Origin of the sequence: Pararhodospirillum photometricum DSM 122 (genome assembly GCF_000284415.1) — a bacterium.
GTDB classification, from domain to species: Bacteria; Pseudomonadota; Alphaproteobacteria; order Rhodospirillales; family Rhodospirillaceae; genus Pararhodospirillum; species Pararhodospirillum photometricum.
This window is the reverse complement of sequence record NC_017059.1, coordinates 914,017-937,590: the sequence shown is the minus strand read 5'-3', so window position 1 is coordinate 937,590 and position 23,574 is coordinate 914,017. Positions and strand designations below refer to the sequence as shown.

The 23,574-nt window shown below is 65.5% G+C and carries 18 protein-coding genes, 3 tRNA genes and 1 pseudogene; 11 read left to right on the top strand and 11 right to left on the bottom strand.

The window, feature by feature from the left end:
- Window positions 1-9 precede the first annotated feature (9 nt).
- Window positions 10-1,212, bottom strand: coding sequence for a CmlA/FloR family chloramphenicol efflux MFS transporter (gene cml, locus RSPPHO_RS04140; protein WP_014414017.1), 1,203 nt, complete (start codon window positions 1,210-1,212; stop codon window positions 10-12).
- 203 nt (window positions 1,213-1,415) lie between these two features.
- A complete protein-coding gene (locus tag RSPPHO_RS04135) occupies window positions 1,416-2,495 on the bottom strand; it encodes a hypothetical protein (protein WP_041794107.1) in 1,080 nt (359 codons plus the stop codon).
- A 449-nt stretch (window positions 2,496-2,944) separates the two neighbouring features.
- Here RSPPHO_RS04135 and RSPPHO_RS04130 point away from each other — a divergent pair.
- From RSPPHO_RS04130 to RSPPHO_RS04120, 3 genes are all read left to right on the top strand, one after another.
- A tRNA-Arg gene (locus RSPPHO_RS04130) sits at window positions 2,945-3,021 on the top strand.
- A gap of 44 nt (window positions 3,022-3,065) precedes the next feature.
- Window positions 3,066-3,142 (top strand) — tRNA-Arg (locus RSPPHO_RS04125).
- A 35-nt stretch (window positions 3,143-3,177) separates the two neighbouring features.
- Window positions 3,178-3,254: transfer RNA gene (locus RSPPHO_RS04120), tRNA-Arg, on the top strand.
- A 93-nt stretch (window positions 3,255-3,347) separates the two neighbouring features.
- On the opposite strand, the gene RSPPHO_RS04115 is transcribed toward RSPPHO_RS04120, so the two are convergent.
- Complete coding sequence (locus RSPPHO_RS04115; RefSeq protein WP_051013994.1) at window positions 3,348-4,883, bottom strand: Fic family protein; 1,536 nt, start codon at window positions 4,881-4,883, stop codon at window positions 3,348-3,350.
- Window positions 4,884-5,003: 120 nt separating this feature from the next.
- Window positions 5,004-5,615 (bottom strand): FMN-dependent NADH-azoreductase, encoded by a 612-nt coding sequence (locus RSPPHO_RS04110; RefSeq protein WP_014414014.1) that lies wholly within the window; start codon window positions 5,613-5,615, stop codon window positions 5,004-5,006.
- A 107-nt stretch (window positions 5,616-5,722) separates the two neighbouring features.
- On the opposite strand from RSPPHO_RS04110, the gene RSPPHO_RS04105 reads away from it, so the two are divergent.
- Together RSPPHO_RS04105 and RSPPHO_RS04100 are read left to right on the top strand one after the other, a co-directional pair.
- Window positions 5,723-6,637 carry a LysR family transcriptional regulator gene (locus RSPPHO_RS04105; RefSeq protein ID WP_014414013.1) on the top strand — a complete coding sequence of 305 codons (915 nt, stop codon included), beginning with the start codon at window positions 5,723-5,725 and terminating at the stop codon, window positions 6,635-6,637.
- 230 nt (window positions 6,638-6,867) lie between these two features.
- Complete coding sequence (locus RSPPHO_RS04100) at window positions 6,868-8,556, top strand: methyl-accepting chemotaxis protein (RefSeq protein ID WP_014414012.1); 1,689 nt, start codon at window positions 6,868-6,870, stop codon at window positions 8,554-8,556.
- 48 nt (window positions 8,557-8,604) lie between these two features.
- On the opposite strand, the gene RSPPHO_RS04095 is transcribed toward RSPPHO_RS04100, so the two are convergent.
- The 5 genes from RSPPHO_RS04095 to RSPPHO_RS04075 all read right to left on the bottom strand — a co-directional run bounded on the left by RSPPHO_RS04095 (window position 8,605) and on the right by RSPPHO_RS04075 (window position 16,661).
- Complete coding sequence (locus RSPPHO_RS04095; protein WP_041794102.1) at window positions 8,605-11,220, bottom strand: MMPL family transporter; 2,616 nt, start codon at window positions 11,218-11,220, stop codon at window positions 8,605-8,607.
- A gap of 99 nt (window positions 11,221-11,319) precedes the next feature.
- Window positions 11,320-11,928 carry a hypothetical protein gene (locus RSPPHO_RS04090; protein ID WP_041794099.1) on the bottom strand — a complete coding sequence of 203 codons (609 nt, stop codon included), beginning with the start codon at window positions 11,926-11,928 and terminating at the stop codon, window positions 11,320-11,322.
- Window positions 11,929-12,114: 186 nt separating this feature from the next.
- The gene (locus RSPPHO_RS04085) at window positions 12,115-13,212 is read right to left on the bottom strand and encodes a site-specific DNA-methyltransferase (RefSeq protein ID WP_041796567.1); all 1,098 of its coding nucleotides are present in this window, start codon (window positions 13,210-13,212) and stop codon (window positions 12,115-12,117) included.
- A gap of 361 nt (window positions 13,213-13,573) precedes the next feature.
- The gene (locus RSPPHO_RS04080; RefSeq protein WP_041796564.1) at window positions 13,574-14,218 is read right to left on the bottom strand and encodes a ribonuclease HII; all 645 of its coding nucleotides are present in this window, start codon (window positions 14,216-14,218) and stop codon (window positions 13,574-13,576) included.
- A gap of 598 nt (window positions 14,219-14,816) precedes the next feature.
- Window positions 14,817-16,661, bottom strand: a complete 1,845-nt coding sequence (locus tag RSPPHO_RS04075; protein WP_051013636.1) for an O-linked N-acetylglucosamine transferase, SPINDLY family protein — start codon at window positions 16,659-16,661, stop codon at window positions 14,817-14,819.
- Window positions 16,662-16,748: 87 nt separating this feature from the next.
- Here RSPPHO_RS04075 and cobA point away from each other — a divergent pair, with 87 nt between their 5' ends.
- The 3 genes and pseudogenes from cobA (at window position 16,749) to RSPPHO_RS21455 (ending at window position 18,678) form a co-directional block, all read left to right on the top strand.
- The gene (gene cobA / locus RSPPHO_RS04070) at window positions 16,749-17,612 is read left to right on the top strand and encodes a uroporphyrinogen-III C-methyltransferase (RefSeq protein ID WP_014414006.1); all 864 of its coding nucleotides are present in this window, start codon (window positions 16,749-16,751) and stop codon (window positions 17,610-17,612) included.
- Window positions 17,613-17,614: 2 nt separating this feature from the next.
- Window positions 17,615-17,941: pseudogene (locus tag RSPPHO_RS21660) on the top strand (urease accessory protein UreH domain-containing protein); the annotation flags it as partial.
- Entirely contained in the window at window positions 17,833-18,678 is an 846-nt protein-coding gene (locus RSPPHO_RS21455; protein WP_339325408.1) for an urease accessory protein UreH domain-containing protein, read from the top strand. The pseudogene RSPPHO_RS21660 and the gene RSPPHO_RS21455, both read left to right, overlap by 109 nt.
- Here the strand turns inward: RSPPHO_RS21455 and RSPPHO_RS04060 are convergent.
- Together RSPPHO_RS04060 and thrC are read right to left on the bottom strand one after the other, a co-directional pair.
- The gene (locus tag RSPPHO_RS04060) at window positions 18,617-19,882 is read right to left on the bottom strand and encodes a M16 family metallopeptidase (protein WP_014414005.1); all 1,266 of its coding nucleotides are present in this window, start codon (window positions 19,880-19,882) and stop codon (window positions 18,617-18,619) included. The two genes, RSPPHO_RS21455 and RSPPHO_RS04060, sit on opposite strands and share 62 nt — an antisense overlap.
- The gene (gene thrC, locus RSPPHO_RS04055) at window positions 19,879-21,285 is read right to left on the bottom strand and encodes a threonine synthase (RefSeq protein WP_014414004.1); all 1,407 of its coding nucleotides are present in this window, start codon (window positions 21,283-21,285) and stop codon (window positions 19,879-19,881) included. Before thrC ends, RSPPHO_RS04060 begins: the two co-directional genes overlap by 4 nt.
- A 323-nt stretch (window positions 21,286-21,608) precedes the next feature.
- On the opposite strand from thrC, the gene RSPPHO_RS04050 reads away from it, so the two are divergent.
- From RSPPHO_RS04050 to RSPPHO_RS04040, 3 genes are all read left to right on the top strand, one after another.
- The gene (locus tag RSPPHO_RS04050) at window positions 21,609-21,971 is read left to right on the top strand and encodes a hypothetical protein (protein WP_014414003.1); all 363 of its coding nucleotides are present in this window, start codon (window positions 21,609-21,611) and stop codon (window positions 21,969-21,971) included.
- 122 nt (window positions 21,972-22,093) lie between these two features.
- Window positions 22,094-22,387 carry a hypothetical protein gene (locus RSPPHO_RS04045; RefSeq protein WP_014414002.1) on the top strand — a complete coding sequence of 98 codons (294 nt, stop codon included), beginning with the start codon at window positions 22,094-22,096 and terminating at the stop codon, window positions 22,385-22,387.
- 2 nt (window positions 22,388-22,389) lie between these two features.
- On the top strand, window positions 22,390-23,520 hold the full coding sequence (locus RSPPHO_RS04040) for an HD-GYP domain-containing protein (protein ID WP_014414001.1): 1,131 nt from the start codon (window positions 22,390-22,392) through the stop codon (window positions 23,518-23,520).
- Window positions 23,521-23,574: the final 54 nt, after the last annotated feature.

Below are 23,574 nucleotides of genomic sequence, written 5' to 3'. Positions count from 1 at the left end.
GGCCCCCGCTCAGGCGGGCCGCTCGCCGGGACGGACGCGCAGCAGCGCCAGCCCCGCCAGGACCAGCCCCGCCATCGTCACGGCGTACCCGATGATCGGCCATGCCGTGTCGCCGTTGAGCAGGGCGACCGCCCCCGTCCCGGCGAGGCTGACGATCAGGCTTTGGAAACAGAAGTAGAGGGCGACAGCCGATCCGGCGGTGTCGTCGAACCGTGCGAGGGCCCCGTTGGCGGTCACGGACACCGTAACCACAATGCCAACCGCCATCCCCCCCATGGGCAGAATGAAGGTCAGGACCGAGGGCGAGCCGAAGAGTTCACCGAGAGCCAGGAAGACGGCCCCGCACACAAGCAGCACCATCCCGCGCGCAACGCATCCCGCGATGCCCCAGCGGGCGACAAAGGCTTTAGCGAAACGGGTTGTCACGATCATGACGACCGCGACGCCCGCAAAAGCCACGCTGAAGCCGACCTCGGAAAAGCCCGCTTGGCCGATGAGCACACGAGGGGCGGTTGAAAAGAAGACGAAGAAGGTGCCCATGCCGGCACTGAAGCCCAGCGTGTAAACCCAAAAGGCCACGCTGGTGACGATCGGCAGAACGAAGCGGCGCGTCTTGGCGGCCACCACCGGGCGGGTTTCAGGCCATTGGACCCCAGCATTCACCAGCGCCGGCACGGCCAGGACAGCCAGCACCACAAAAATCGCCCGCCACCCGCAACACGCCCCGATCAACGCGCCCACAAGGGGGCCAAGGGCGGGCACGAAAGCCAGAATCGAACTGAAAAGACCGTAAATGACAACGCCCTCGGGCCGGCGGCCATAAACATCGCGAACCGTCGCGAAGGTCGCCACCAAGGCCGCCGAGGCCCCCATCGCTTGCAGCAGACGAAACGCGACAAAGGCCGTGGCCGTGGACGAGCACGCCGCGCCGAGAGAGGCGACAACGAAAACCGATCCACCGACCAACAGCACGGGCCGCCGCCCCAGCCGATCCGACATCGGGCCGAAGATCACCTGCCCCACACCGAGCATCCCCATGTACAGGCTCAGGGTGAGTTGGATGAGAAAGGGTGTCGTGTTCAAAAGACCGGGCATCGCGGGAACGACGGGGAGATACAGGTCCATCGCTAGCGACGCGAGAACGTCAAAAGGCGCCATCAGCAGCAAAGCCGCCGACAGCGAGAAAGCCCATGTCGGGCGCGGGGTGCTCATGAGATATCGTCCGCTCGATCAAGATACCGGGCGGCGTCTGTTGGTCGGTCATCGGAGAAAAAGAATCGAACAGAACGCCGCAACGACCCTCCTGGGTGTTGCGGCTTACCTGTCTGCTGACTTGGCGTTTCCCATGTGATGCTCCCTCACGGGCCCGAAGGGAAAGCCTGGGAAGGAGGACGGCCTCCCCAGACCCCTTGGTCTCAGCGGACGAAAACGCGGACTTCGTCGGTGCCCGAGCTGGTGGTCGCCGTCTGGGTGATGCGCCCGGGCGGGATACCAAGGCGCGAGAGCACACGCACGACCTGTTCGGCGCCCCGGGCGGCGGTGCCGGCGGCGCCGCTGGAAACGGCCACCACCGAGAACGACGCGTTGGGATTGCGGGCCAGCGCCGCCTGGGCGGCCCGGGTCAGGGGCTCCTCGAAGCGGACATTGGGTTGGTCGAAGCGCACGACGACCAGCGGCACGCCCGACGGCGCCATGGCGGCCGGGGTCGGGGAGGGGCCGGCCATGACCGGGGCGGTGCTGTACCCATCGGGCCCAACGGCGCCGAAGAGCTGACCATTGCGAATGGCGGTAGACAACGAGCCCAGGTTGATCTTTTCGTTGCCAACGTAGGCCGTCTGGCGGCGGATATCGGAGTTGAGTTCGCTCAACAAGCGGTCGATGAGCACGGCGGTTTGCTGGGCCTCGTCCTCGACGATGCGCAACTGGCGGTGATCCTCGTCCACGGCGCCGGGGATGGCATAGGACGAGCGCACGCTGGTCAACAGATAGGTCGCGGTGTCCTGGTTGACGGCGATCATCTGGCCCAACTGATCCATCAAGACCACATCTTGGTTGATGGTGTTGAGCTGGGCCTGGGCCGTTTCCCACCGGTTCATGAGAATGGGGTTGCCCGGGGTGGTCCCGAGCTGCAAGCGCGCGCGCATGCTGGCCACGTTTTCGTGGTAGCCATTGCTATCTTGAATGGTCTTATTGCGCAGGGCCTGCAACTGGGTGTTCTGGTTGCGAATGGTTTCCTGAAGCTGGGCCAGTTCCTGGCGATAGGAGACAACCTTCTGTCCCACGAAGGTGCCCGTGGGCTCGCCGGGAGTGACCCCCTCGGGTTCAAAGTAGGTGCTGCCGAGTTGCGGCGGCCCTCCCTCAATCGCGGTGGCGATGGACGAACCACCGGATGACCCACTGAGCGAGGGGAACAGGACGTTGTTCCCCGACTGACACGCCGCCAGGGCGAGACCAGCCGTGACGAGAACAAAATGCTTCCGTTTAAAGAACGCCATCGACCACGACCTTTTTTCCCCAGGGCTGCGCACCCCCTCGTAGCGAGAGCGGTGCGCGACGTCCGCACGTGCCGGGGGAGAACGACCACCGGGCACGGTTTGCCACCACACCGCGGACCGGCTCCGATCCCACGGCCCAGGGGACATGGCCGCCGGTGCGCGGGACGGCCGAGGTGGCCCGTAAATTTTTGCGGCAGTGTACTCAGAAGCCTTGGGGGTCACAAGCGGGAAGTGACCGGCCCGCCGGGCAATTGGGTGGCGCAGGGTGTGAAGGAAACGAGGGGGCTGGGCCCGCCGCGCCTTCCCAGCGTACCCTTCCTCCTGGCGCCGGCCGTGAAAAAAAGAGAGGGGGCGTGATTTTTTTCTTGCCTGCTCGGAGCCGTGCGGGTACAAAGCGCTCCTTCCAACGACGACCCCCCTCGGGGAGCGCGACGGAAGGCACCAAGAAAGCGCCCGTAGCTCAACTGGATAGAGCATCTGACTACGGATCAGAAGGTTAGGAGTTCGAATCTTCTCGGGCGCGCCACTGGTTTCAGGGCCGCGTCTTGGTGTGAGAAACCTGTGTGCAAGGCGCCCGTAGCTCAACTGGATAGAGCATCTGACTACGGATCAGAAGGTTAGGAGTTCGAATCTTCTCGGGCGCGCCATTGCCCCATCGGTTTTCGCGGTTGTCCCTGAGGTTGCGCCCGTAGCTCAACTGGATAGAGCATCTGACTACGGATCAGAAGGTTAGGAGTTCGAATCTTCTCGGGCGCGCCACCTCATTTCCCTCCCTGTCTGCTTTTGGAACGGTCCGCAATCGTGGGGCCGTTTTTTGCATTTGGGCGTTGATCGGGCCCCGGGATGACGCCCTCAGAAGACGCTCTGATACAGGTCCTCGATTTTTTGGACCTCCTCCGGGGTGAGGGCTCGGAATTCGTTGTCTCGTGCCCGCTTCGAGAGGACCCCGTTATTCTGCCGAAGGAAACGCAGCAGCCTCTCAAGGGTCCGCTCCGGCATGTCCACCAGCGCCGCCACCCCGTCCCGAAACGCATCATAGTTTTTGAGATAAGCGGTTTCCGCCGGGAGATCGACTTCAATGGTCCGCTGAACGCACTCATACAGAAACTCGGCATGGGGTGTGGCGTCGAAGTAGCGATAAAAATCTGCCGTGTCGTTGAGGACATGGACATTGCCCGTGGGTGTTGGTTCCCATTGGATATGCGGCAGGAGTCGGGCCGAGTAGCTCTCCAAGGTGAGGCGGTACGCATGCAGTTGGTCCAAAATGGCTGCGGAGACCGGAAACACCATGTCTGGCGGATTGAAGCCCCGCTCGCTCAGGGCATGATGGATCAAGTAGCGATGTAGGCGCCCATTTCCGTCTTCAAACGGATGGGTATAGACGAAGCCAAAGGCCAGCCCGGCCGCCGCAATGACCGGATCAAGGGTGCGACCGGCTGTTCGACTGAACCGGGTGATCCCTTCCATCAGGGAAAGGAGGTCCTCTGGCTTGGCACTGATATGGTCGGGCAAGGGGGCGCCGGTATTGCGTTCGTGTTCCCCGACAAAACCGCCTTCCTTGCGCAGTCCCAGCCGGACAAATCGGGCGTCGCCGATGACGATTCTTTGCAGCCGCAACAACTCGTCCAGATCCAGAGCGCGCCGCCCCGCTTCGCCAATGGCCTTGCCCCAGCGCTGGACGCGGTCATGAGCCGGATACTCCCGTTCAATGGCGAAGCTGGATCTCGAATCCTTGAGCAACAAAAAAGCGGCTGTTCGCGCCAGCAAATCCTTTGGCACGCTGGCGAGGGTGGCCCGGGCTTGGTCGGCGAGGTCAAGCGCCTGGAAAGCGCGGAGCTTGTCGGTGGTGAACACCAGGGGGCAGAAGGCCGGCGTTCCCGGCAGATTGTTTTTCACCCGGTGCCGGGAGGAGAGGAGGGCGGCGGCGCCCCATTGCTGTCGGGGATCGAGGACCTCGACATAGGCTCCCGCCGTGGCATTCGGCAGGTCGAGGGGGGTGCCGATCAGCCATTCGTACAAGAACCAGAGACGCCGGGCATAGCTCCCGGTGGGCGTGGCTTTGACCAAGGCCATGATCGGGCCGGGGCCGACGGCCTTGAAGAGCGCCTTGAGCACAAGAAGATCCACCCCCTCGTATTTGAGGGCAAAGGTCAGGTGCCCCTCAAGACTGGCGGGGCGAGCGTGCCGGGGGGTGAACAAGCGCCAGCCCTCCCGGTCATAGAGTTTGTGCTGGGAGCCGATGGCGGCCAGCGTTCGGGGCAGCGGGACCGCAAGCTGAAAGGCATCGATCAACGCGGCATAGCCCGTCAGGACCGCCCGTTCCGGCAACGCCCGATCCTGAAAAGCCGTCACCGGCCCTGAAAAACGATCCTGAAATCCGTCTGCCATGAAAACCAATACCGCGTCATGAATTCCTGTAACGAGCCCAGCGTATCATGAAAGACCATTCCCGCTCGATCTACCTCGAGAGGGGTCTGGGGAGGCCGCGCCTCCCCGGCCTTTTTCCCCTCAGACCAAAGCCTGAATCTGCGCCTCGGCGGCGGCCAGAGCGGCGGCGCGTGCCTCGTCGCCCATGGCAACCCCCTCGGCCCGAATGATCTCGACCTCGGGAATGCCAAAAAAGGTCATCACGGCCTTCAGGTAAGCTTCCTGGTGATCGAACGCGGTTTCGGCCGGTGTGCCGGCATAGCGTCCGCCGCGGGCCGAAGCGATGATCACCCGGCGTCCGCCCGCCAACCCCTGGGGCCCTGTTTCGGTGTAGCGGAAGGTGCGACCGGGCTGGGCCACGCGGTCGATCCAGGCCTTGAGGGGGGTGGGGATCGAAAAATTATACATGGGGGCGCCGATCACCACCGTTTCGGCCGCCAGAAACTCGTCCACCAAGGTGTCGGTCAGGGCCAATTCGGCTTGCTGGCGCGCGGTCAAATCGGTGAGGTCACGGAACTTGACCACCTTGATCAACTCGGCGTCGAGGGGGGCGGGCGGCTGGGCGGCCAAGTCGCGCCGAACGACCGTGGTCCCGGGGTGGGCCGCCGTCAGGGTGGCGACAATGCGCTGGGTCAGGTGGCGGGTGACCGAGGCGTCGCCGAGCAAGCTGGAATCAAGGTGTAAAAGGGTCATGGGGGCGGTCCTTTCGGGGAGCGGGTGAACACGCTAGAAACATGGCTTGTGGAGCGGTTCGCAACAATTCATCGTAGCAGCAAGACACTATTGCTGGATACGCAACAATGACCGACCGCTTGTTTCCCTTGCAGGCTTTCGTCCGCGTGGTTGAGGAGGGGTCGTTTTCCGGGGCGGCGCGCCGGCTGGGCAGTTCGACCTCGGCGATCAGCCGGCAGGTTGCCCAGTTGGAGGCGGGGCTGGGGGTTCGTCTGCTCCAGCGCACCACCCGCTCCTTGACCCTGACCGAAGCCGGCCAGGGCTATTATCAGCGGGTCTCGCAGGCCTTGTCCGATCTCGACGACGCTGATCGGGCGGTGCGTCAGCTTCAGGCCAGCCCGCGCGGCGTGTTGCGGATTAATGCTCCGGTCAGTTTTGGGGTGCGGCATCTGGTGCCGGCGCTGGGGGCCTTTCGGGAGGTGGCGCCCGAGATCACGCTGGATCTCACCTTGAACGACCACTTCGTGGATTTGATCGACGAGGGGGTGGATGTGGCGGTGCGCATTGGTCGCCTGCCAGAATCCGACCTCGTGGCGCGGCGCTTGGCCCCGGTGCGTCGGATGGTCTGTGGCAGCCCCGCCTATCTCGCGGCCCATGGCACGCCGGCCACCCCGGACGACCTCACCGGGCACGCCTGTCTGAGCTATGCCAATGTGAGCATGACCGAGGAGTGGCGGTTTGTGCGCTCCGACGGCACGTCCTGGCCGCTGACGCTCTCGGGTCCGCTGCGCGCCAACAACGGCGATGCCTTGCTGGAAGCGGCGCTGGCCGGACTGGGGCTGGCTGTTCTCCCGACCTTTATTGCCGGACCTGCCGTGCAGGCCGGGCGGGTGGTGGAGGTTTTGCCCGGGTTTTTGCCAGACCATGGCGCGGTGCATGCGGTGTACCCGACGCCTCGCCACTTATCGCCGAAGGTGCGGTGCTTTGTTGATTTTCTTGTGGAGCGTTTTTCGCCGGTGCCGCCTTGGGATCGGGGGGGGTGAAGACGCCGAGGAGGGRAAAAAAAGCAAGGCTGGGGAGGCGAGGCCTCCCCAGACCCCTCTCTCCCTTGAAAGCACCGGAGCATGACCCAAAGTATGCACTCAAAAGGTTCTTTCCCCGCGCCGCCAGGGGGAACCGTTATAAAGAAAAAATACACAGCGGTATTTGGGACATCGGAAGCAGGCCAGGGAGGGGATCCCAAAGGCCCGCCTCCTAACAAGGGTGCATCACCATGGCCATGCTGGATCATCTCAAGATTTCCCGCAAGCTCTTCTTGGTTTTCGGTGTGCTGATCGGTCTGATCGGCCTCAACGCGGCGGTTATTCTGGCGCTGGTCAATGAAATGGACCGGGCGACCAGCGAAATCACCGACAATTGGTTGCCCAGCGTGGTCACGGCCGGGGCGATGAAGACGCAAATGCTCGATACCCGCCGCCATGAACTGACCCACATCATGCTGACCGACGCCGAGGCCATGGCCAAAACCGATGTGATTATTACCGCCGGACGGCAAAAACTTCAGGAGATCCAGCGCGGCTACGAAATGCTGCAAGCGCTTGACGAGGAAAAGCTGGCCTACGATCGGTTCAAGGCTTTGTACGCGCAATACATTACGTTGAGCGATCAGGCGCTCGATCATTCCCGCAAAAACGAGAACGACGACGCCTTTCGCGTTCAAATCCAGGAAGCCCGGCCCGCGTTCCAAGGCGCCTTGGCCGAGCTTGACAAAATCGTTGACCTCAACGTGAGCGGCGCCAAAGAGGCCAGCACCCACCAGCGCGACATCGCCGGAACTGCCAAGGCGGGGATGTTGGGCGCCGTGGCGGTCTTTGTGGTTCTTGCCGTTGTCCTGGGCATGCTCTTGTATCGCGCCTTGGCCCTGCCCTTGGGGGCGATGACCGAGGCCATGCGTCGCCTTGCCCAGGGCGATCGCACCGTCGCCATCCCGGCCCAAGGTCGCCAGGACGAAATCGGGACCATGGCCGCCGCCGTTGCGATCTTTAAAGAGAACGCCATGGAAGCCGAGCGTTTGGCCGTCGCGCAGGAGACCCAACGGGTCCAGCGCGAGCGTCGGGCTAAGACCCTGGAAACCTTGACCCAGGGCTTCGATCAGGCGGTGGGCAGCATGCTTCAGGTCGTGGCCGGCGCCGCCACTCAGATGGAAGCCACCGCCCAAACCATGTCCGGCACCGCCGATGTTACCAGCGCAAAGGCCTCGACCGTGGCCGGGGCAACCGAGGAAATGTCCCACAGCGTTCAAACGGTGGCCAGCGCGTCGGAAGAACTGTCGTCGTCCATCAACGAAATCGGGCGCCAAGTCGAACAGTCCATCCGCATCACCCGCGCCGCCTCCGAGGACGCGGAGCGGACCAACACCACCGTGCAAAGCCTTGCCGAAGCGTCGTCGCGCATTGGGACCGTGGTCAGCCTCATCAACTCGATCGCCTCACAAACCAACCTGCTGGCCCTCAACGCCACCATCGAGGCGGCGCGAGCCGGTGAAGCGGGCAAGGGCTTCGCCGTGGTGGCCGGGGAAGTCAAGTCGCTGGCCAACCAGACCGCCAAGGCTACCGACGAGATCGCCAGCCAGATTGGCACCGTGCAATCGGCCACCGCCAGCGCCGTGACCGCCATCAGCGGCATTGTTGGGCGCATCGTCGAAATCAACGAAATCGCCACCGCCATCGCGTCCGCCGTCGAGGAGCAGTCCGCCGCCACCGCCGAAATTGCCCGCAACGTTCAGCAGACCTCGGAAGCGACTCACCTGATCGCCGGCAACATCGGCACCGTTCATCAAGCGTCGTCCGAAACCGGTGCCGCAGCCGGCGAAGTGCTGTCCTCTGCCCGCGCCCTGTCGCGCGAGGCCAACGATCTGAAGGGGGTCGTGGACCGCTTCCTGCGCGATGTGAAATCCGCCTGATTCGGCCAGGATCGAGGGATCTGGGGAGGCAAGCCTCCCCAGCCTTATTTACCGACGCAGCAAGGCCAGGATCGCCGGCAAAATCCCCAGGGTGCACACCAAGCCCAAGGTCAGGGCCAGGGTCAGCAAAATGCCCATGCTGGCGGTGCCCGGGTGGTCGGAGAGTATGAGCGAGCTGAACGACGCGACGGTGGTCAGGGCGCTGAACACGACGGCGCGCGGCGTTGAGCTGTCGAGCACGGCGCCAGCGGTTTCGTGGGCCCGGCCAATCACGTGGATGGCCCCGGCGACGCCCAGGCCCACCAGCAAGGGCAACACGATGACATTGGCCAAGTTGAGCGCCTGACCGATCAGAACCGCCGAGCCCAGGGTGAACAGCCCCGAGAGCAAAACCGGCACGAACACCAGCAGAATATCCCGGCGCCGGCGCATCACGGCTGCCAGCATGGCGGTGATCAACACCGTGGCCAGGGCGGCGGCCTCGGCAAAAGCGCCGATCACGGTGCGGCCGGCCTCGACAATGATCACCGGGGCGCCGGTGGCGTGCGGGGCCACGGGCCGCACCGCCGCAACAAAGGCCTGAAGAGCCCGGGGGTCGCGCAGGTCATCGCGCGGGAACACTTGCAGGCGCATCTGACCATCGGCGGCGCCGTAGCGCGCGCGCAGGTCGGGCGGAATGTCGGCCAAGCTGACCGGGCCAGCGCTCAGGCTGTCGCGCAAACGGGCGATCTGGTCGGGCAGGCCGTCGAGCAGCCGGGCCTGAAGGCGCTCCAACCCCGTCGGGTCGTCGCCCAGGGCGCCCAGGGCGGTGGCCAAAGCCTGGGCCGCCGGCGCCGCCGTCCCGGCGTGCACGTCCGCCAGCCGCGCGATCAACCGACGTCGGGCCTCGACCAAGCCGGCCGCATCGGGCGGCGCTTCTTGCGGCAGACTGAGCGAGGGCCCCACGGTGAAGGCGAGATCCTCAATGACTTGCAGCTTTTGGTCCTGCTCGGCCGGCACCAGGGCAGGCAGGCTGGCCACGCTGCGCACCGCCTCCAACTGGTTTAGCGCCTCGGTCAAGCGGGCCGCTTCGGCGGCATCAGCGGCCAGGATGTCGATGGAATAAGGATCGAGCCCCGGCTCCTTCATCACGTCATATAAGGTCGAGAGGGATTCGGTGGCCGGGTCCTTGAGGGCCAGCGGATCCACATCGAAGCGGATCTGCACCGCCAGCCACAGGGCCCCACCGACCAGGACGCTCGTCATCGCCAAGGTGGCGCGCGGCCGGCGCTCGGGCAGGTGCAACAGGGAAAACCGCAAGGCGCCGGCCGGCACACCGATCGGCTTGACCGGCCTAGCCGGCATCAAGGTCAAAATGGCCGGGAGCAAGGTCAGGTTCAGGAGCAGAGCAATGGCCATGCCGGCGCCGGAGATCAGGCCAAGCTGGGCCAGCCCCAGGTAGTCGGTGGGCAAAAACGACAGAAAAGCCAGCATCGCCGCCAGCGCCGAGAGCACCAAGGAGGTGCCCGTGCTGCTCGCCGCCTCGTCCAGCGCCGCCGCGTTGGCCAGCCCGGCCACTCGGGCCTCGCGATAGCGCAAGCCATAGTGCAGGCCAAAATCCACCGACAGGCCAATGAACAAGACGGCAAACGCCACCGAGATCAAGTTCAAGGTACCCACCGTGACGGCGGCAAAGCCGGCGGTGATCACCAAACCAGCGACCAGGGCCGCGTTGGTCGCCAAGATCAGCCGCCCGGAGCGCAATCCCCAAACCAGCAGCAGTGCCACAATGCCGAAGGACACGAGGTTGGACACCCCCATGCTGCTGCGCACCGTTCCCAGTTCTTCCTGGGCCAAGGCGGCCGAGCCGGTGAGGCGCACCCGCACCCCGGTGGCCTCGCTGAGTCCCGCCTCGGCGGCCGCCGCGCGCACCGCCGCCATGGCCGCTCCGGCCGGCGACAAGGAGGCGTTGTTCAGCACCGGCTTGATCAGCAAGAACCGCCGGGTGGCGGTGCCCCGCGCCGGCGAGGTGCCAAAAGCCGCCGACCAGTCCATGAGGGCCATCTCGTTGTGCTGGGTGGCGGTGGTCACCGCGGTCATGCGCTCCAGCACCGCGATCAAGATCGGGTCGCTCGGTGCCTCGGTGTGCCCCAGGGCCAGATCCATGAGGTCGGCGAGGCCGCGCAAGGACGGGTCCCGCCCCAGCCCGGCCAAGAAGGGCTGGGCCTGGGTCAAGGTGCCGGCCAGGGTATCAAGGGCCGCAGGGGAGAGGTAGAGCAGGCCGTTGCGACGAAAGAACGGCAGGCCGGCCAAGTCAACGGCGCGGGCAATCACGTCGGGGCGTTGGGTCAAGGCCTGGGACAAAGTCTGGGCCGCCCGCTCGGCCACCGCCGGGGTCAGGCCATCAATCACCACCACCAGATCGTCGCCGAGGTCGGGAAAGGCGGCCTTGAGGCGGGCGTGGTCTTGCTGAAAGGGCAGATCCGGCGACAGCATGGCCGAGGTATCGGTGCGGATCGACAGGTGGGTGGCGATTGCCCAGCCCGAGAGCAGCATCAAGCCCAGCGTGAGCCCCAGGGCCAGCCGGGGGCGGCGTTCGACGCCACGCACCCAGGCCCGCACCAGCGCGGTCATAAACAAATCCACCCGCCGCGCGGGATCGGGGGGAGGAGAGGCGGCAACCATCGGGGGCTCCTTCAAGCGGCGGATGGAGGGACGTGGGCCATAAAAAAAAGAAGGGCTGGGGAGGTTCGCCTCCCCAGACCCCTCATGACGGGTGTCCGATCAGCGGGATTGTCCCTGGGCGCCGAGCGGGCCGGGGAAATCGTCGAGCAAGCGTCGGGACAGCGGCGACAAGGCGGCCACGAGATCACGCGAGGGATCGAACAACACGGCGCGGCCCTGATACACCGTTTTGCCATCGGCGCTGATGGTCACAGCCAAGCGCTTTTCCACCGACGAGGCGGCGCCGGCCTGAGCACTCGCCGAGGTCACTTCCTGCCCGCCGCCCAGCACGCGCAAAGGCGGTTGGCCCCAGCCAAAGCCATAGGTCAGGCCGCTGCCAGCCGTGGCACCGCCGGCGCTGATCGAGGTCTCGAGGGAGATTTTCCAGGCGGCGCGCGCCGCCCCATCGCCCACGATACGGCGATGGCCCAAGCGCTCTAATTGCGCGGCCACCAGATTGGCCGCCACCTGAAAGGCCGGATCGGCGCTTTGGGCGCGGCTCGCTGGGACAATGGTGAACAGGGTCGGCGGCGGGGCCGACGCAAGCATGTGACTGCGCTCGACCTTGACGGCGGCTACGGGGGAGGGGGGCTCCTCGGCGCACCCTCCCACGACCAGCCCCAGCACCAGCGGAGCGATCACGAACAGAAAACGGGACGGACGGGACATGGCGACGATCTGAGCAACAGGAGGAACGGAGGATATCAAGCAACACCGTGCACCCGCAGCATACCGCGTCCTCCCACGGGAACCCAAGCCAGGACATCACGGAGGCCTGGTTTTCCCCGGCTCGAACGCCGCCCTTAACGACCACAAGCGGCAAACCTCCAAAGGTTCTCGCTTGGGCTCGAATTTTTACGCCACCGTCTCCAGTTCGGCCCGCACCTGCTGGCGCAGGACATCGAGCGGCACCGCCCCGTTCGGGCGATCGACATACCAGAACGTCCACCCATTGCAGGCCGGCGCGCCTTGCACGGCAGCCCCCACTTGATGGATCGACCCCTTGTGGTCGCCCCGCGCCGAAGTGGCGACCAAGGTGCCATCGGCCCGTACCCGGGCGGTCCAACGCTTGCCGGCGTCGCGCAGCACGGCGCCGGGCGACAGCAAGCCGCGCTCGACCACGGTGCCAAACGGAATGCGCGGCTCGGCTCGCTTGGACGGCGTGCGCAGCAAGTCGGGATCGGCGACCGGCTCCACGGCGTTAAGGCGCGCCTGGGCGGCCTCAATATAGCGGGTCTCTCGCTCGATGCCGAGCCAACGCCGGCCCAAACGCTTGGCCACCGCCGCCGTGGTGCCGCTGCCCAGGAAGGGGTCGAGCACCAAGTCGCCCGGCCGCGTCGAGGACAAGATCACCCGGTGGAGCAGGCTCTCCGGCTTTTGGGTGGCGTGCACCTTTTGGCCGTCGGCGTTGCGTAGACGCTCGGTCCCGCCGCACAGAGGCAAGGTCCAGTCGCTGCGCATCTGCACGCCTTCATTGAGGTTTTTCATGGCCTCGTAGTTGAAGGTGTACTTGGCATCGGCGGATTTGGCACACCAGAGCAGGGTCTCGTGAGCGTTGGTAAAGCGCGTGCCCTTGAAATTGGGCATGGGGTTGGATTTGCGCCAGACCACGTCGTTGAGGATCCAGAAGCCCAGGTCCTGAAGCTCCGCGCCCACGCGATAGATATTGTGATAGCTGCCGATCACCCAGAGCGTGCCGTTATCCTTCAACACACGCCGGGCCTCGGCCAACCACTCCCGCGTGAACGTGGCGTAGGCCTGGGGGCTTTCAAAGCGGTCCCAGTCGTCGTCCACGCCATCCACGCGGCTGTTATCGGGGCGGTGCAGTTCGCCCCCGAGCATGAGGTTGTAGGGAGGATCCGCGAAGATCATGTCTACGGATCCGGCGGAGAGCGTCCGCATCATGTCGATGCAGTCACCCTGGAGAATGCGGTTGCTGAGTGGTGCGTTCATCATGAGGCGACTGTGCCAGCCAAACCCTTACCGAGATATTAATGAGGAGAATCAGTCTGTTGGCGTCCTATCCACATAAATTGAGACCACCTCGGGCTCATCTCACGATGTTGTGTCCACAGAACCGTGTCGCCTACCGGATCTCGTGGTCAAGGACAAAGAGATATCCACAGAAAATTAACGAGAATCCTGTTTTTTTTAACCACCCTCTGGACGCGGAGCCGATTCTTATCCTGGAATATGATTTTACAAAACGTCTTTTTATTCTTTTAAATCAAATAGGTGTGGCGTTTTTCTAATAATACCCCCAGGAACCGGGGGGGCGCGACGCGGCCCGTGGGCTCCTTCGGCACCTGATACCTCACTCCTCCCGATTCTCCCCCCTCCCCTCCTCCAAGGCGGCCCGCACCGGGGCAAAGGAACGGCGATGATGAGGGGTCGCCCCAAGGGTGTTTAAACCCTCTTTATGCACGCGGGTTCCGTAGCCCGCGTTATGCTCCCACCCATACCCGGGATAGCGGCCGGCCAGGGTCCTCATGAGGTCATCGCGAACAACTTTAGCGATAATGCTGGCGGCGGCAATGGATAACGAAATGCCATCGCCCCCCACCACCGCCCGCGCCGGACAGGGCAAGACCGGCACGTGCCGGCCATCGACCAAGGCCGCCTCCACCCGCCCGCCCGTTGCCTCCAGTCGCCAGAAGGCCCGGCGCATGGCCAGCAAGGACGCCTGCAAAATGTTGAGTTGGTCGATTTCCGCCACCGACGCAGCCCCCAGGGCAAAGGCAATCCCCTCGGTCTGGCGCAAGGCCTGCGCCAGGGTTCGGCGGGCCCGATCGGTGAGCCGTTTGGAATCATCAATAGCCGCGGCCAGATCGCCGGCGAGGCCGCCTTGCGGCAAGACCACGGCCGCCGCGACCACGGGGCCGGCCAGAGGCCCCCGTCCCACCTCGTCCAACCCCGCCACGCGTCCGCCCAGGGCCCGCTCCAAGCTCAGATCCGGCATAGCGCCTCGCTTTGTTCGATATTGTTCATGATAAAACACGTCCTCATCGGTGTTTCGGTTTTCATTGTCCGATTTTGTCGGCGCCACAACGAGCAGGTCGAAACTCAATGACCAAAAGTGGCGCATCCCCCCCATTCCACTCTTGTGTTGGCCGCAAAATGTCCTAATGCTGTCATGAGATCCAATCCAAGAAGCGCTCTAGGATTGGGGGGTATTCCGGCCCTCTCGGCGAGAGGGCTGGGGTTAGGAAAGGGATCCGCTGCCTGGGAGGGACCACTGATGGACCCATTCGCCGCCGCCCACCCCGTGCACCTCGGCCCGTCGTCTCTTGACGGTGAGTCGGTTCGTCTTGATCTCGGCGACAACAGGACGGTGACCGTCCCGCGCGCCCTTTATACGCTCACGCTATGCTGTCCACCGGTGGAGCGCGATGCCTGGGAGACTGCAACGCCTCCTTCCTTCGCCGCGCCCTTCGATCCGCCTCCCGGCGTGAGATACGCCCCCTGACCCACGGGAGTTCCCGCCCCGGCCAGACGCGCTGTCCCCAAGGGAGCGTGGGGTCTGGGGAGGCCTGCCTCCCCAGCCTGTTTTTTTATCTTTAGTGCCGGCTTGCCCCGCCCCATCCCGGAGCCAGGGACAAGGCATGTGCCTGCCGGTAGAAGTCTTCCAGCGCCCGCACCGCGCCATTGTCTTCAAAAACATGCGCCCGGCGCGCCACGACGGCCTCGCGCATCTGGCGGCGCCACGACGAATCCTGACCCAGGCGCACGGCGATGCGCACATAGTCGTCAAGATCGCGGGCAATCAACTCGTTTAGTCCCATCAGCGACAGCATGGCGGCCGTATGGCGCCCGCGCATGAACCCCCGCGGCAAGGTCACGGGGGGCACGCCCCGCGAGAGCGCCTCTAAGGTGGTGTTACCGCCCGACCACTCGACGGAATCCAGGAAAACGTCGCCGGCGCCGTTGAGCGCCAAGTAGTCGCGCCAGTCCAGCCAGGGCAGGAACACCAAGTGCGCCGCCGGGTCGAGGCCCGCCGCCCGAAAGGCGCGCTCCAAGCGCTCGCGAAACAGGCGGTTGGCGACACTCATGGTGCCGTGCTCGATAAAGACAAAACGAGCCTCGGGCACGTGCCGGGCAATGGCCGGGAACAGGCCGTCGTAGGCCGGCAAGTATTTTTGCAGGGCCTGGACGCAGAGGTAGAGCACCCCCGAAGGCAGTCCGAGGGCGGCGCGGCTCTTTTCATTGTCAACCGGAGTCGGGGTATAGGCGATCGACAGGCGGGGCAGCCGCACAAGGCGCTCGGAATAAAACGCCTCCGCCCCGGCCGGCTCCATGGCCTCGGAGCTTAGGAACCAGTCGATCGACGGCAGGCCCGTGGTCACCGGGTGGCCCCACGACACCCCCTGAACCGGCGCCAGCGGCAGCGAGGCCAGCAGAAAACTGCGCGCATCCATGCCAAGGTCAGGATAAATCAGGATATCCAATTCATCGGCCCGCAGGGTTCGGGCATCGTCGCCGAGCGGCGCGGCCCGGAGATCCCGCCCCACGTCGGCCGCGTTGAGCAGGATTTCGGTGGCGCTGTCGCGCTTGCCGCCCAACACGTACACATGGACCTTGAAGGCCGAGCGGTCGAGCCGCCGGATCCAGGAATTGAACAGCAACGCGATGGTGTGGCTGCTGAAACACGACGAGGCATAGCCAATCCGCAGCCGGGGGTCGGCGCGCCCGGCCAGGGGACGGGCGGCGGGCCGCTGGGCCAGATCGGGAAAGGCGGCGGCCGTCACCCGTGTGACCAGCCGCCCCCACACCTCTTGCAAAGGGCGATCGTCTTGCCCCTGGTAGGCCAGCTCGAAGTTACTGCGCAGCAGCAAGGCGCGCAGCAGGGGCTCGGCCTCTTGCGGCGATTGCGGGTGCAAGGCAGCATCCAATCCCTGGACCGCCGTGGCAAAGCGCGCCCGCCAGCGCGCCATGTCTTCCGCCGACTGGTACACCCTGGGGAGTTGACGGTTGACCAGAAAGCGGGCCTCCGTCGTGAGTGGGTCGCGTACCAGGGCAGCCACGTAGGCTTCTCGGGCGCCGTGGGCGTCGCCGGCCTCGGCCAAGGCTCGTCCCAAGCGCATCAACCCCACCGGATCCTCGGGCCGCACGGTGCGCGCCACCGCCTCCAGCAACGCCTCGCGCGCGCGTGCGTCGCGGGGGTCCAGGCGCAGCGCCTGCTCCAGCAGGGCCTGGGCCGGCTCCCCCTGCCCCGCCCGCAAGGCAACGAGGCCTAGGCCGGTCAGGGCGCGCGGCGTCTGGGGGGCCTGCGTCAACACGGCGCGAAAGCACTGCTCCGCCTGGGCCACCTGTCCAGCGTCCAAAAAAGAAAATCCGTTTGCCAGAGTTGTCTCAAGATCCGCCATGGGGATTTCGCTCGCAAGGCCAAAGGAAGGCCGGATCATGGCGTACTTGCCCCCGCTTTTCCAGGAAGCGGATTTCCGCCACGCTGACCCTGGAAACCAGCCGTCGGGGCGTGTACGTATACCGCTATGGAACACTGTCTCTCTCTGTCGCGCCTGTCCCCCGTCCTGCCGCCGCTCAAGCCCGGCTGGGTGTGGCTGGTCGGCGCTGGTCCAGGCGATCCCGGCCTGTTGACCCTTCTTGCCGTCCACGCCCTGGCCGAGGCCGACGTGGTGGTCCACGATGCCCTGATCGACGGTCGGGTGCTAGGGCTGGCCCGTCCCGGGGCCACCTTGATCCACGCGGGCAAGCGCGGGGGCCAGCCCTCGCCCAGTCAGCCCGACATCTCGCAGCGCCTCGTCGAACTGGCCCGCGCCAACCTGCGCGTCGTGCGCTTGAAAGGCGGCGATCCGTTCATTTTCGGACGCGGCGCCGAGGAGGCCCAGGTTCTGGCCCAGGCTGGCGTGCCGTTTCGTGTGGTGCCCGGCGTCACGGCTGGCATCGGTGGGCTGGCCTATGCCGGCATCCCGGCCACCACCCGCGATACCAACGCGGCCGTGACCTTTGTCACCGGCCATGCCGCCAGCGGCGACGTCCCCGATGCGCTGGACTGGGCGGCCCTGGCCCGCCTGCCCGTCCTGGTCTTTTACATGGCCCACAAGCATCTGGCGACCATCGTCGGCCACCTGAAGGCCGGGGGCCGCTCCGGCGACGCGCCGGCCGCCTTCCTCGTCGATGCCACGACCGCCACCCAAAAGGTCTATCGCACGACCCTGGATCAGGCGGTGGCCGATCGTGACCGCCTGGGCGTGGTCCCCCCGGCCCTCTTCGTGGTCGGCGATGTCGTTCCGTTGGCCGATCGCTTGGCGTGGTGGACGCCGCCCGAGCCCGTGGGCGCCGAGGCCTGGGCCTCGCCCTTCCTCTCCCACGGCGCCCCAGGCTTGGATCCCTGAGCATGGGCGAGGTTGCGGCCCTTGTCGCTCTGGCCGGGGCCGGCCTCGCTCACTGTCGCGCCGTTGTCACCGGCCAGGAAGGCCTGTTTCTGGGGCTGGCCGGAGCGGGTTTTGCTGGCGGCCTCATGCACTGCACCGGCATGTGCGGCCCCTTCGTTCTGTCCTTCGTCACCTCCCGCCTGCAAGCCGTGCCGGCCGCGCGCATGCGCGAACACACCCGATGGCTCGGCGCCTTGCTGCTTGGCTACCATCTCGGGCGCTTGACCACTTACATGACCCTCGGCGCCCTGGCCGGCGGCGTCGCCGGGCTCATCGCGCGCGGGCTGGACGGCGTGTCGTCGCTCCTGATGCTGGGGGCGGCCGGCGTGTTCGTGGTCCAGGCCCTCGGTCGTCTCGGCGTCCCCCTGCCCCGCTGGAGGCGCGGCGCCCCCCCCCAAGGCCGCCCCCCGTCCTGGGCCGCCTCTTGCCCCGGGCCGGTCGCGGCTACGCCGTGGGCGTCGTCCTCGGCTTTCTCCCCTGCGGCCTCCTCTACGGCGCCATCGCCGCCGCCGCCGCCAGCGGCAGCGCCCTGGGGGGCGCCTTGGGCATGGCCGCCTTCACCCTGGGCACCCTGCCCGGCCTCTGGGCCATCGGCCTCATCGGCCACGTCGTCTCTCAGCACTGGAAAGCCTCCGTCACCCGCTGGGCCCCCGGCCTCCTCCTGCTCAACGCCGGGGGTTCTGGTTTGGCTGGCTCTCTGAGGCGGGGGCGTGGTGCTTCGCTTCGGCGATGCGGGGCTGCCGCCCCGCGCCCCGCCTGGGGCGATGCCCCAGCCCCCCTTTTTCTTCTGTTCATGGTCCTCCCATCCCCCCTCCCCTTTGAAAAGCGCGGCTTTTCAAAGGGGAGGGGGGAGTGGGAGGGACCAATTAATAAAAAGAAAGCGGAGGTCTGGAGGCGTCAGCCTCCAGGTGGGGTCCGGGGCGACAGTCCCCCGCGTTACCGAAGCGAAGAACCGCCTCCCCGCCCTAGAGCGTCAGCCGCGCCAGCATCCGGTCGTTGTCCTCGACGCGGGACAGGGGGCCGATGACGGCGAGGGTGGGGGCGGAGGCGAACAGGCGGCGGGCGCAGGCTTCCACGTCGGCGACCTGGACGGCGTCGAGTTTTTCCAGGGTTTCGGCCATGGGCACGGGGCGGCCGTGGACTTGGAGTTGGCGGGCGAGGTGCTCGCAGCGTGACGAGGTGCTTTCCATCGACATCAGCAAGCTGGCTTTGAGCTGGGCGCGGGCGCGGTTGACCTCTTCCGCCGTGATGCCCTCGACCACCCGCAGGGTTTCCTCGCACAGCACCGGGATCAGCTCGGCGACCTCGGCTTCGCCGGTTCCGGCATACACGCCGTACAGGCCAGTGTCCTGGTAGCACGATGAAAAGCTGTACACCGAGTAGGCAAGGCCGCGCTTTTCCCGGATTTCCTGGAACAAGCGCGAGGACATGCCGCCACCGTGCAAGGTGGCAAGGACCGACAGGGGATAGTAGGCGTCGTCGAGGTTGGAGACGCCCTCGAAGCCCAGTACCACGTGGACCTGCTCCAGGTCGCGTTCCTCGCGGTAGCAGCCGCCGCGATAGCGCCCGGGTTCCTCGACCAATGGCCCGCCGGTGGGCAAGGCGTCGAAATGCCGGGCGACCGCCTCAACGAAGGCGTCGTGCTCCAGGCGGCCCGAGGCGGCGACCACCATGCGCTCCGGGGCGTAGGTCGAGCGCAGGTAGCCATCCACGCAGTCACGGGTCAGGCTGCGCACGACCGGCACCGTTCCCAGCACCGGCCGCCCTAAAGCTTGGTCTGGGAAGGCCGCTTCTTGGAAGTAGTCGAAGATAATATCGTCGGGGGTGTCGAGCGCTTGGTGGATTTCCTGCACCACCACTTCGCGCTCGCGCCCCAGTTCTTCGGCATCAAATACCGAGTTCTGGAGAATATCCCCGAGGATATCGAGGGCTAGCCCCGTATCCTCGCGCAGGACCCGGGCGTAGTAGGCCGTGTTGTCGCGACTGGTGTAGGCGTTGAGATGCCCGCCCACCGCCTCGATCTCCTCGGCAATCTGGCGGGCATCGCGCCGACGCGTCCCCTTGAAGGCCATGTGCTCCAAAAGATGCGACACGCCATTAACCGCCGGCGCCTCGTGGCGGGTTCCGGTGGCCACCCAGGCCCCCAGGGTCACGCTTTCCACCGTGGGCACCACGTCGGTGGCCACGACCAGACCGCTGGGAAGGGTGGTGACCCGCACGTCCTCAATCATGCCCGGCCTCCGGCGATCCGCTGGCGCACCAAGGCCTTCACGGCCTCGACATCATTGGGCAGGTCGGTGAGCCGTTCGGGACGGGTCATCAGGTCGGCGAGTCTGGGCGGCAGGGCCGGGCGCACCCCGGTCGCGCGCTCGACAACCTCGGGGAACTTGGCGGGATGGGCGGTGGCCAGCGCCACCATGGGGGTGCCCAGGTCCCGATGCCCGGCCACCCGCCCGGCCATCACGCCGATGGCACTGTGGGGGTCGAGGATCTCGCCGGTCGCGGCATAGAGATCGGCGATGGCCTGCTCGGTGCCGGGATCGTCGAGGCGATAGCCCCGGAACAGACCCAGCAGCTCCTGATGCAGGGGCTCGGCCACCTTGTAGCTGCCGGTGGCGGCGAACTGGCGCAGCATGCGCTCGACCTCGGGAGCGTCACGGTCCACGATCTCGAACAACAGGCGCTCGAAGTTGCTGGAGACCTGGATGTCCATCGAGGGACTATAGCTCTGCTCCACCGGGCGGCGGCTCATGGTCCCGGTTTCCAGGAAGCGGGCCAGGATGTCGTTGCGGTTGGAGCCAACCACCAGACGCTCGATGGGCAGCCCCATCTGCCGCGCCACCCAGCCGGCGAGCACGTTGCCAAAGTTACCGGTGGGCACGGCAAAGCCCAAGGTCCGGTCGGGGGCGCCCAGGCGCAGGGCCGCCCAGAAATAGTAGACAGTCTGGGCCATCACCCGAGCCCAGTTGATGGAATTCACCGCCCCCAGGCCAACCTCGTCACGGAAGGCGACATCGGCAAACAAGGACTTCACCAGGGCCTGACAGTCGTCAAAGGTGCCGTCCACCGCCACGACATGGACGTTGGGGCTCTCGACCGTGGTCATCTGCCGGCGCTGCACCTCGGAGACCCGGCCCTTGGGCAGCAAGATCACCACATCGACGGCCGCGCGGTCGCGCAGGGCGGCAATGGCGGCGCTGCCGGTGTCGCCACTGGTGGCGCCCACCACCGTGACGCGCTCGCCCCGGCGCGCCAAGATCAGGTCGAACAGGCCGCCCACGACCTGCAAGGCGTAGTCCTTAAACGCCAGAGTCGGCCCATGGAACAACTCCATGACCCAATCATCGGGCCCCAGTTGGCGCAAGGGGGCAATGGCCGGGTGGGTAAAGCTGGCATAGGCGTCCTCGACGACCTGAGTCAGTTCGTCGTCGGTCAGCGCCCCGGCCACAAACGGCCCCATCACCTGGACCGCCAGCTCCTGATAGGACAGGCCACGCATGTCCCGGATGTCGTCGGGGGTGAAGGTCGGCCAATGGCTGGGCACGTACAGGCCACCGTCCTCGGCGAGCCCAGCCAGCAGAACGTCATCAAAGGTCAAGACGGGGGCGCGGCCCCGGGTGCTCACGTATCTCACCGGAAAAACTCCGATTGGGGACGGCGATCATGGAACCTCTTAGGATAAGCGTCCCGCCCGCCGCCGGCAAGCAAGGACAGCCGGGGGAAGGGTTAAGGCAGGCTGGGGAGGCGCGGCCTCCCCAGACCGCTTCGTTCCTCTCCCCCCCTTTGGTTCCAGGAGGGCGGGACGCGGGAAGCATGTCCCGCAGGGCGAGACCCAGACCAAAGCCCCCAAGCTCATCCTTTTGTAGCCCGACCGCTCAAGATCAGTTAGACTTCAGTTGGTTCCGTGGCCGCCATTTCCACGGGAAATAAACAATCAATGACGTGGGGAGTGAATAAATGGTTCGCAGAACTTTAGCTCTTGCGGCTGTTTTGGCGTGTGTTTCGACAGGCGCGCTGGCTCAATCCAAGCAGGATTTCGTTCTGGTCAACAAGACAGGCTATACCATTGACCAAGTCTACGTCTCTCCCTCGCGCAGCAGCGACTGGGAAGAGGATGTTCTCGGCCAGGATCAGCTCGGCAACGGCGAGTTTGTCACCATCCGGTTCAACCGGGCGACTAAAACCTGCAAATGGGACGTGAAGGTCGTTTACGACGACAACGAAAGCGCCGAGTGGGACGAGTTCGATCTGTGCACCACGTCGAAGATCACCATCAAGTACAACAAAAGCAGCGGCGAGACCTCGGCGGAATACGAGTAAAACCAACCCGAGACACCTCGTCTCCGGGGGCAAGGGGGGGGCGCAAGACCTGCGTCTTCCTCCTCCCCTCTCTGGGGCTGCCGCCCCAGACCCCGCCCGGCCTCATCGCGGCGCTGCGCCCCGTGCTTGACGCGATCACCAGCCTCCCTGTGCCGGCGCCGATCGCTTCGACAGCACGCCTCGGTCTTGAGGGGATCTGGTCGTTGATCGATCGTTTGCAAGGCCTGCTCACCAACGGCGATCCTCTGGCCGAGGATGTGGCGCGGGAGCTGTGTCCCCATCTTGAGGGGGAGGCGCGCGACGCGGCCGAGCGTCTGGCGACGGCCACCGCCGCCTTTGATTTCACGGATGCCCTGGTGGCGCTGGCGACCTTGATCCGTCCCGGGGGACCCCTTCCTCGCATTCCGGAGGCCTGATCATGATTCCGGCTGTTCTTGCGCCCCTCTCCGACCGCCCTCGCTTGTTGATTGTTGATGACGAGGCTATGAACATCAAGGTGTTGGTCGAAATGCTGCGCGACGATTATGCCCTCACCGTCGCCAAGAACGGCGTCCAGGCCCTGGAACGCATGGCCATGGACCCGGCTCCTGATCTGGTCTTGCTTGATGTCATGATGCCGGGCATGGACGGTCACGAGGTCTGTCGGCGCATGAAGCAAGATCCCCGGTTGGCGGACGTGCCCGTGATTTTTGTCACCGCCTTGGGCGATCCGAATGACGAGCTGCATGGCTTCGACCTGGGCGCCGTGGACTACCTGACCAAGCCCTTGACCCCCTTGTTGGCGAAGGCCCGGGTCCGCACCCACGTTCAGTTGGCCCGGGCCCAGCGCGCCCTTGAAAACTACAGCCATACCCTGGAGGCCCGGGTGGCCGAGCGCACCCAGGAGGTGGAGCGGGTGCAAGCGGTGACCATCCGCGCCCTGGCCTCGCTGGCCGAAACCCGGGACAACGAAACCGGCAACCATATCCGGCGCACCCAGCACTATGTCCGAGCCTTGGCCCTGCACCTGCATGCTCACCCGCGCTTTGCCGGACAGCTCGATGATCGCACCATTGACTTGTTGTTCAAGTCGGCGCCGCTGCACGACGTCGGCAAGGTGGGGATTCCTGATCGAATTTTGCTTAAGCCGGGGCCGCTCACCGACGAGGAATTCACCATCATGAAGACTCACACGGTGCTGGGGCGCTCGGCCCTGCGCGCTGCCGTGGAGGAGGGGGGCGAAAGCGAAATCGCCTTCTTGCGTCATGCCTGCGACATCGCCGCCTATCACCATGAAAAATGGGATGGAACCGGCTATCCCGAAGGCTTGGCCGGCGAGGCGATTCCTTTGTCGGCCCGCTTGATGGCCGTGGCCGATGTTTACGATGCCTTGATCAGTCGGCGGGTCTACAAGCCGCCGTTTCCCCATGCTCGCGCTCGGGAGCTGATTGTTGCGGATCGGGGCGCGCGGTTTGACCCCGACATTGTTGATGCCTTCCTCGCCCTCGAAGACGTGTTTCGCGATATCCGCAACCGGTATTGCGACGAAGACGAGATTGATCCGTCGTGAAAGGGAAGGCTGGGGGCCAGACCCCTCCCTTCCTTGGCACCGATCCTCGATTGT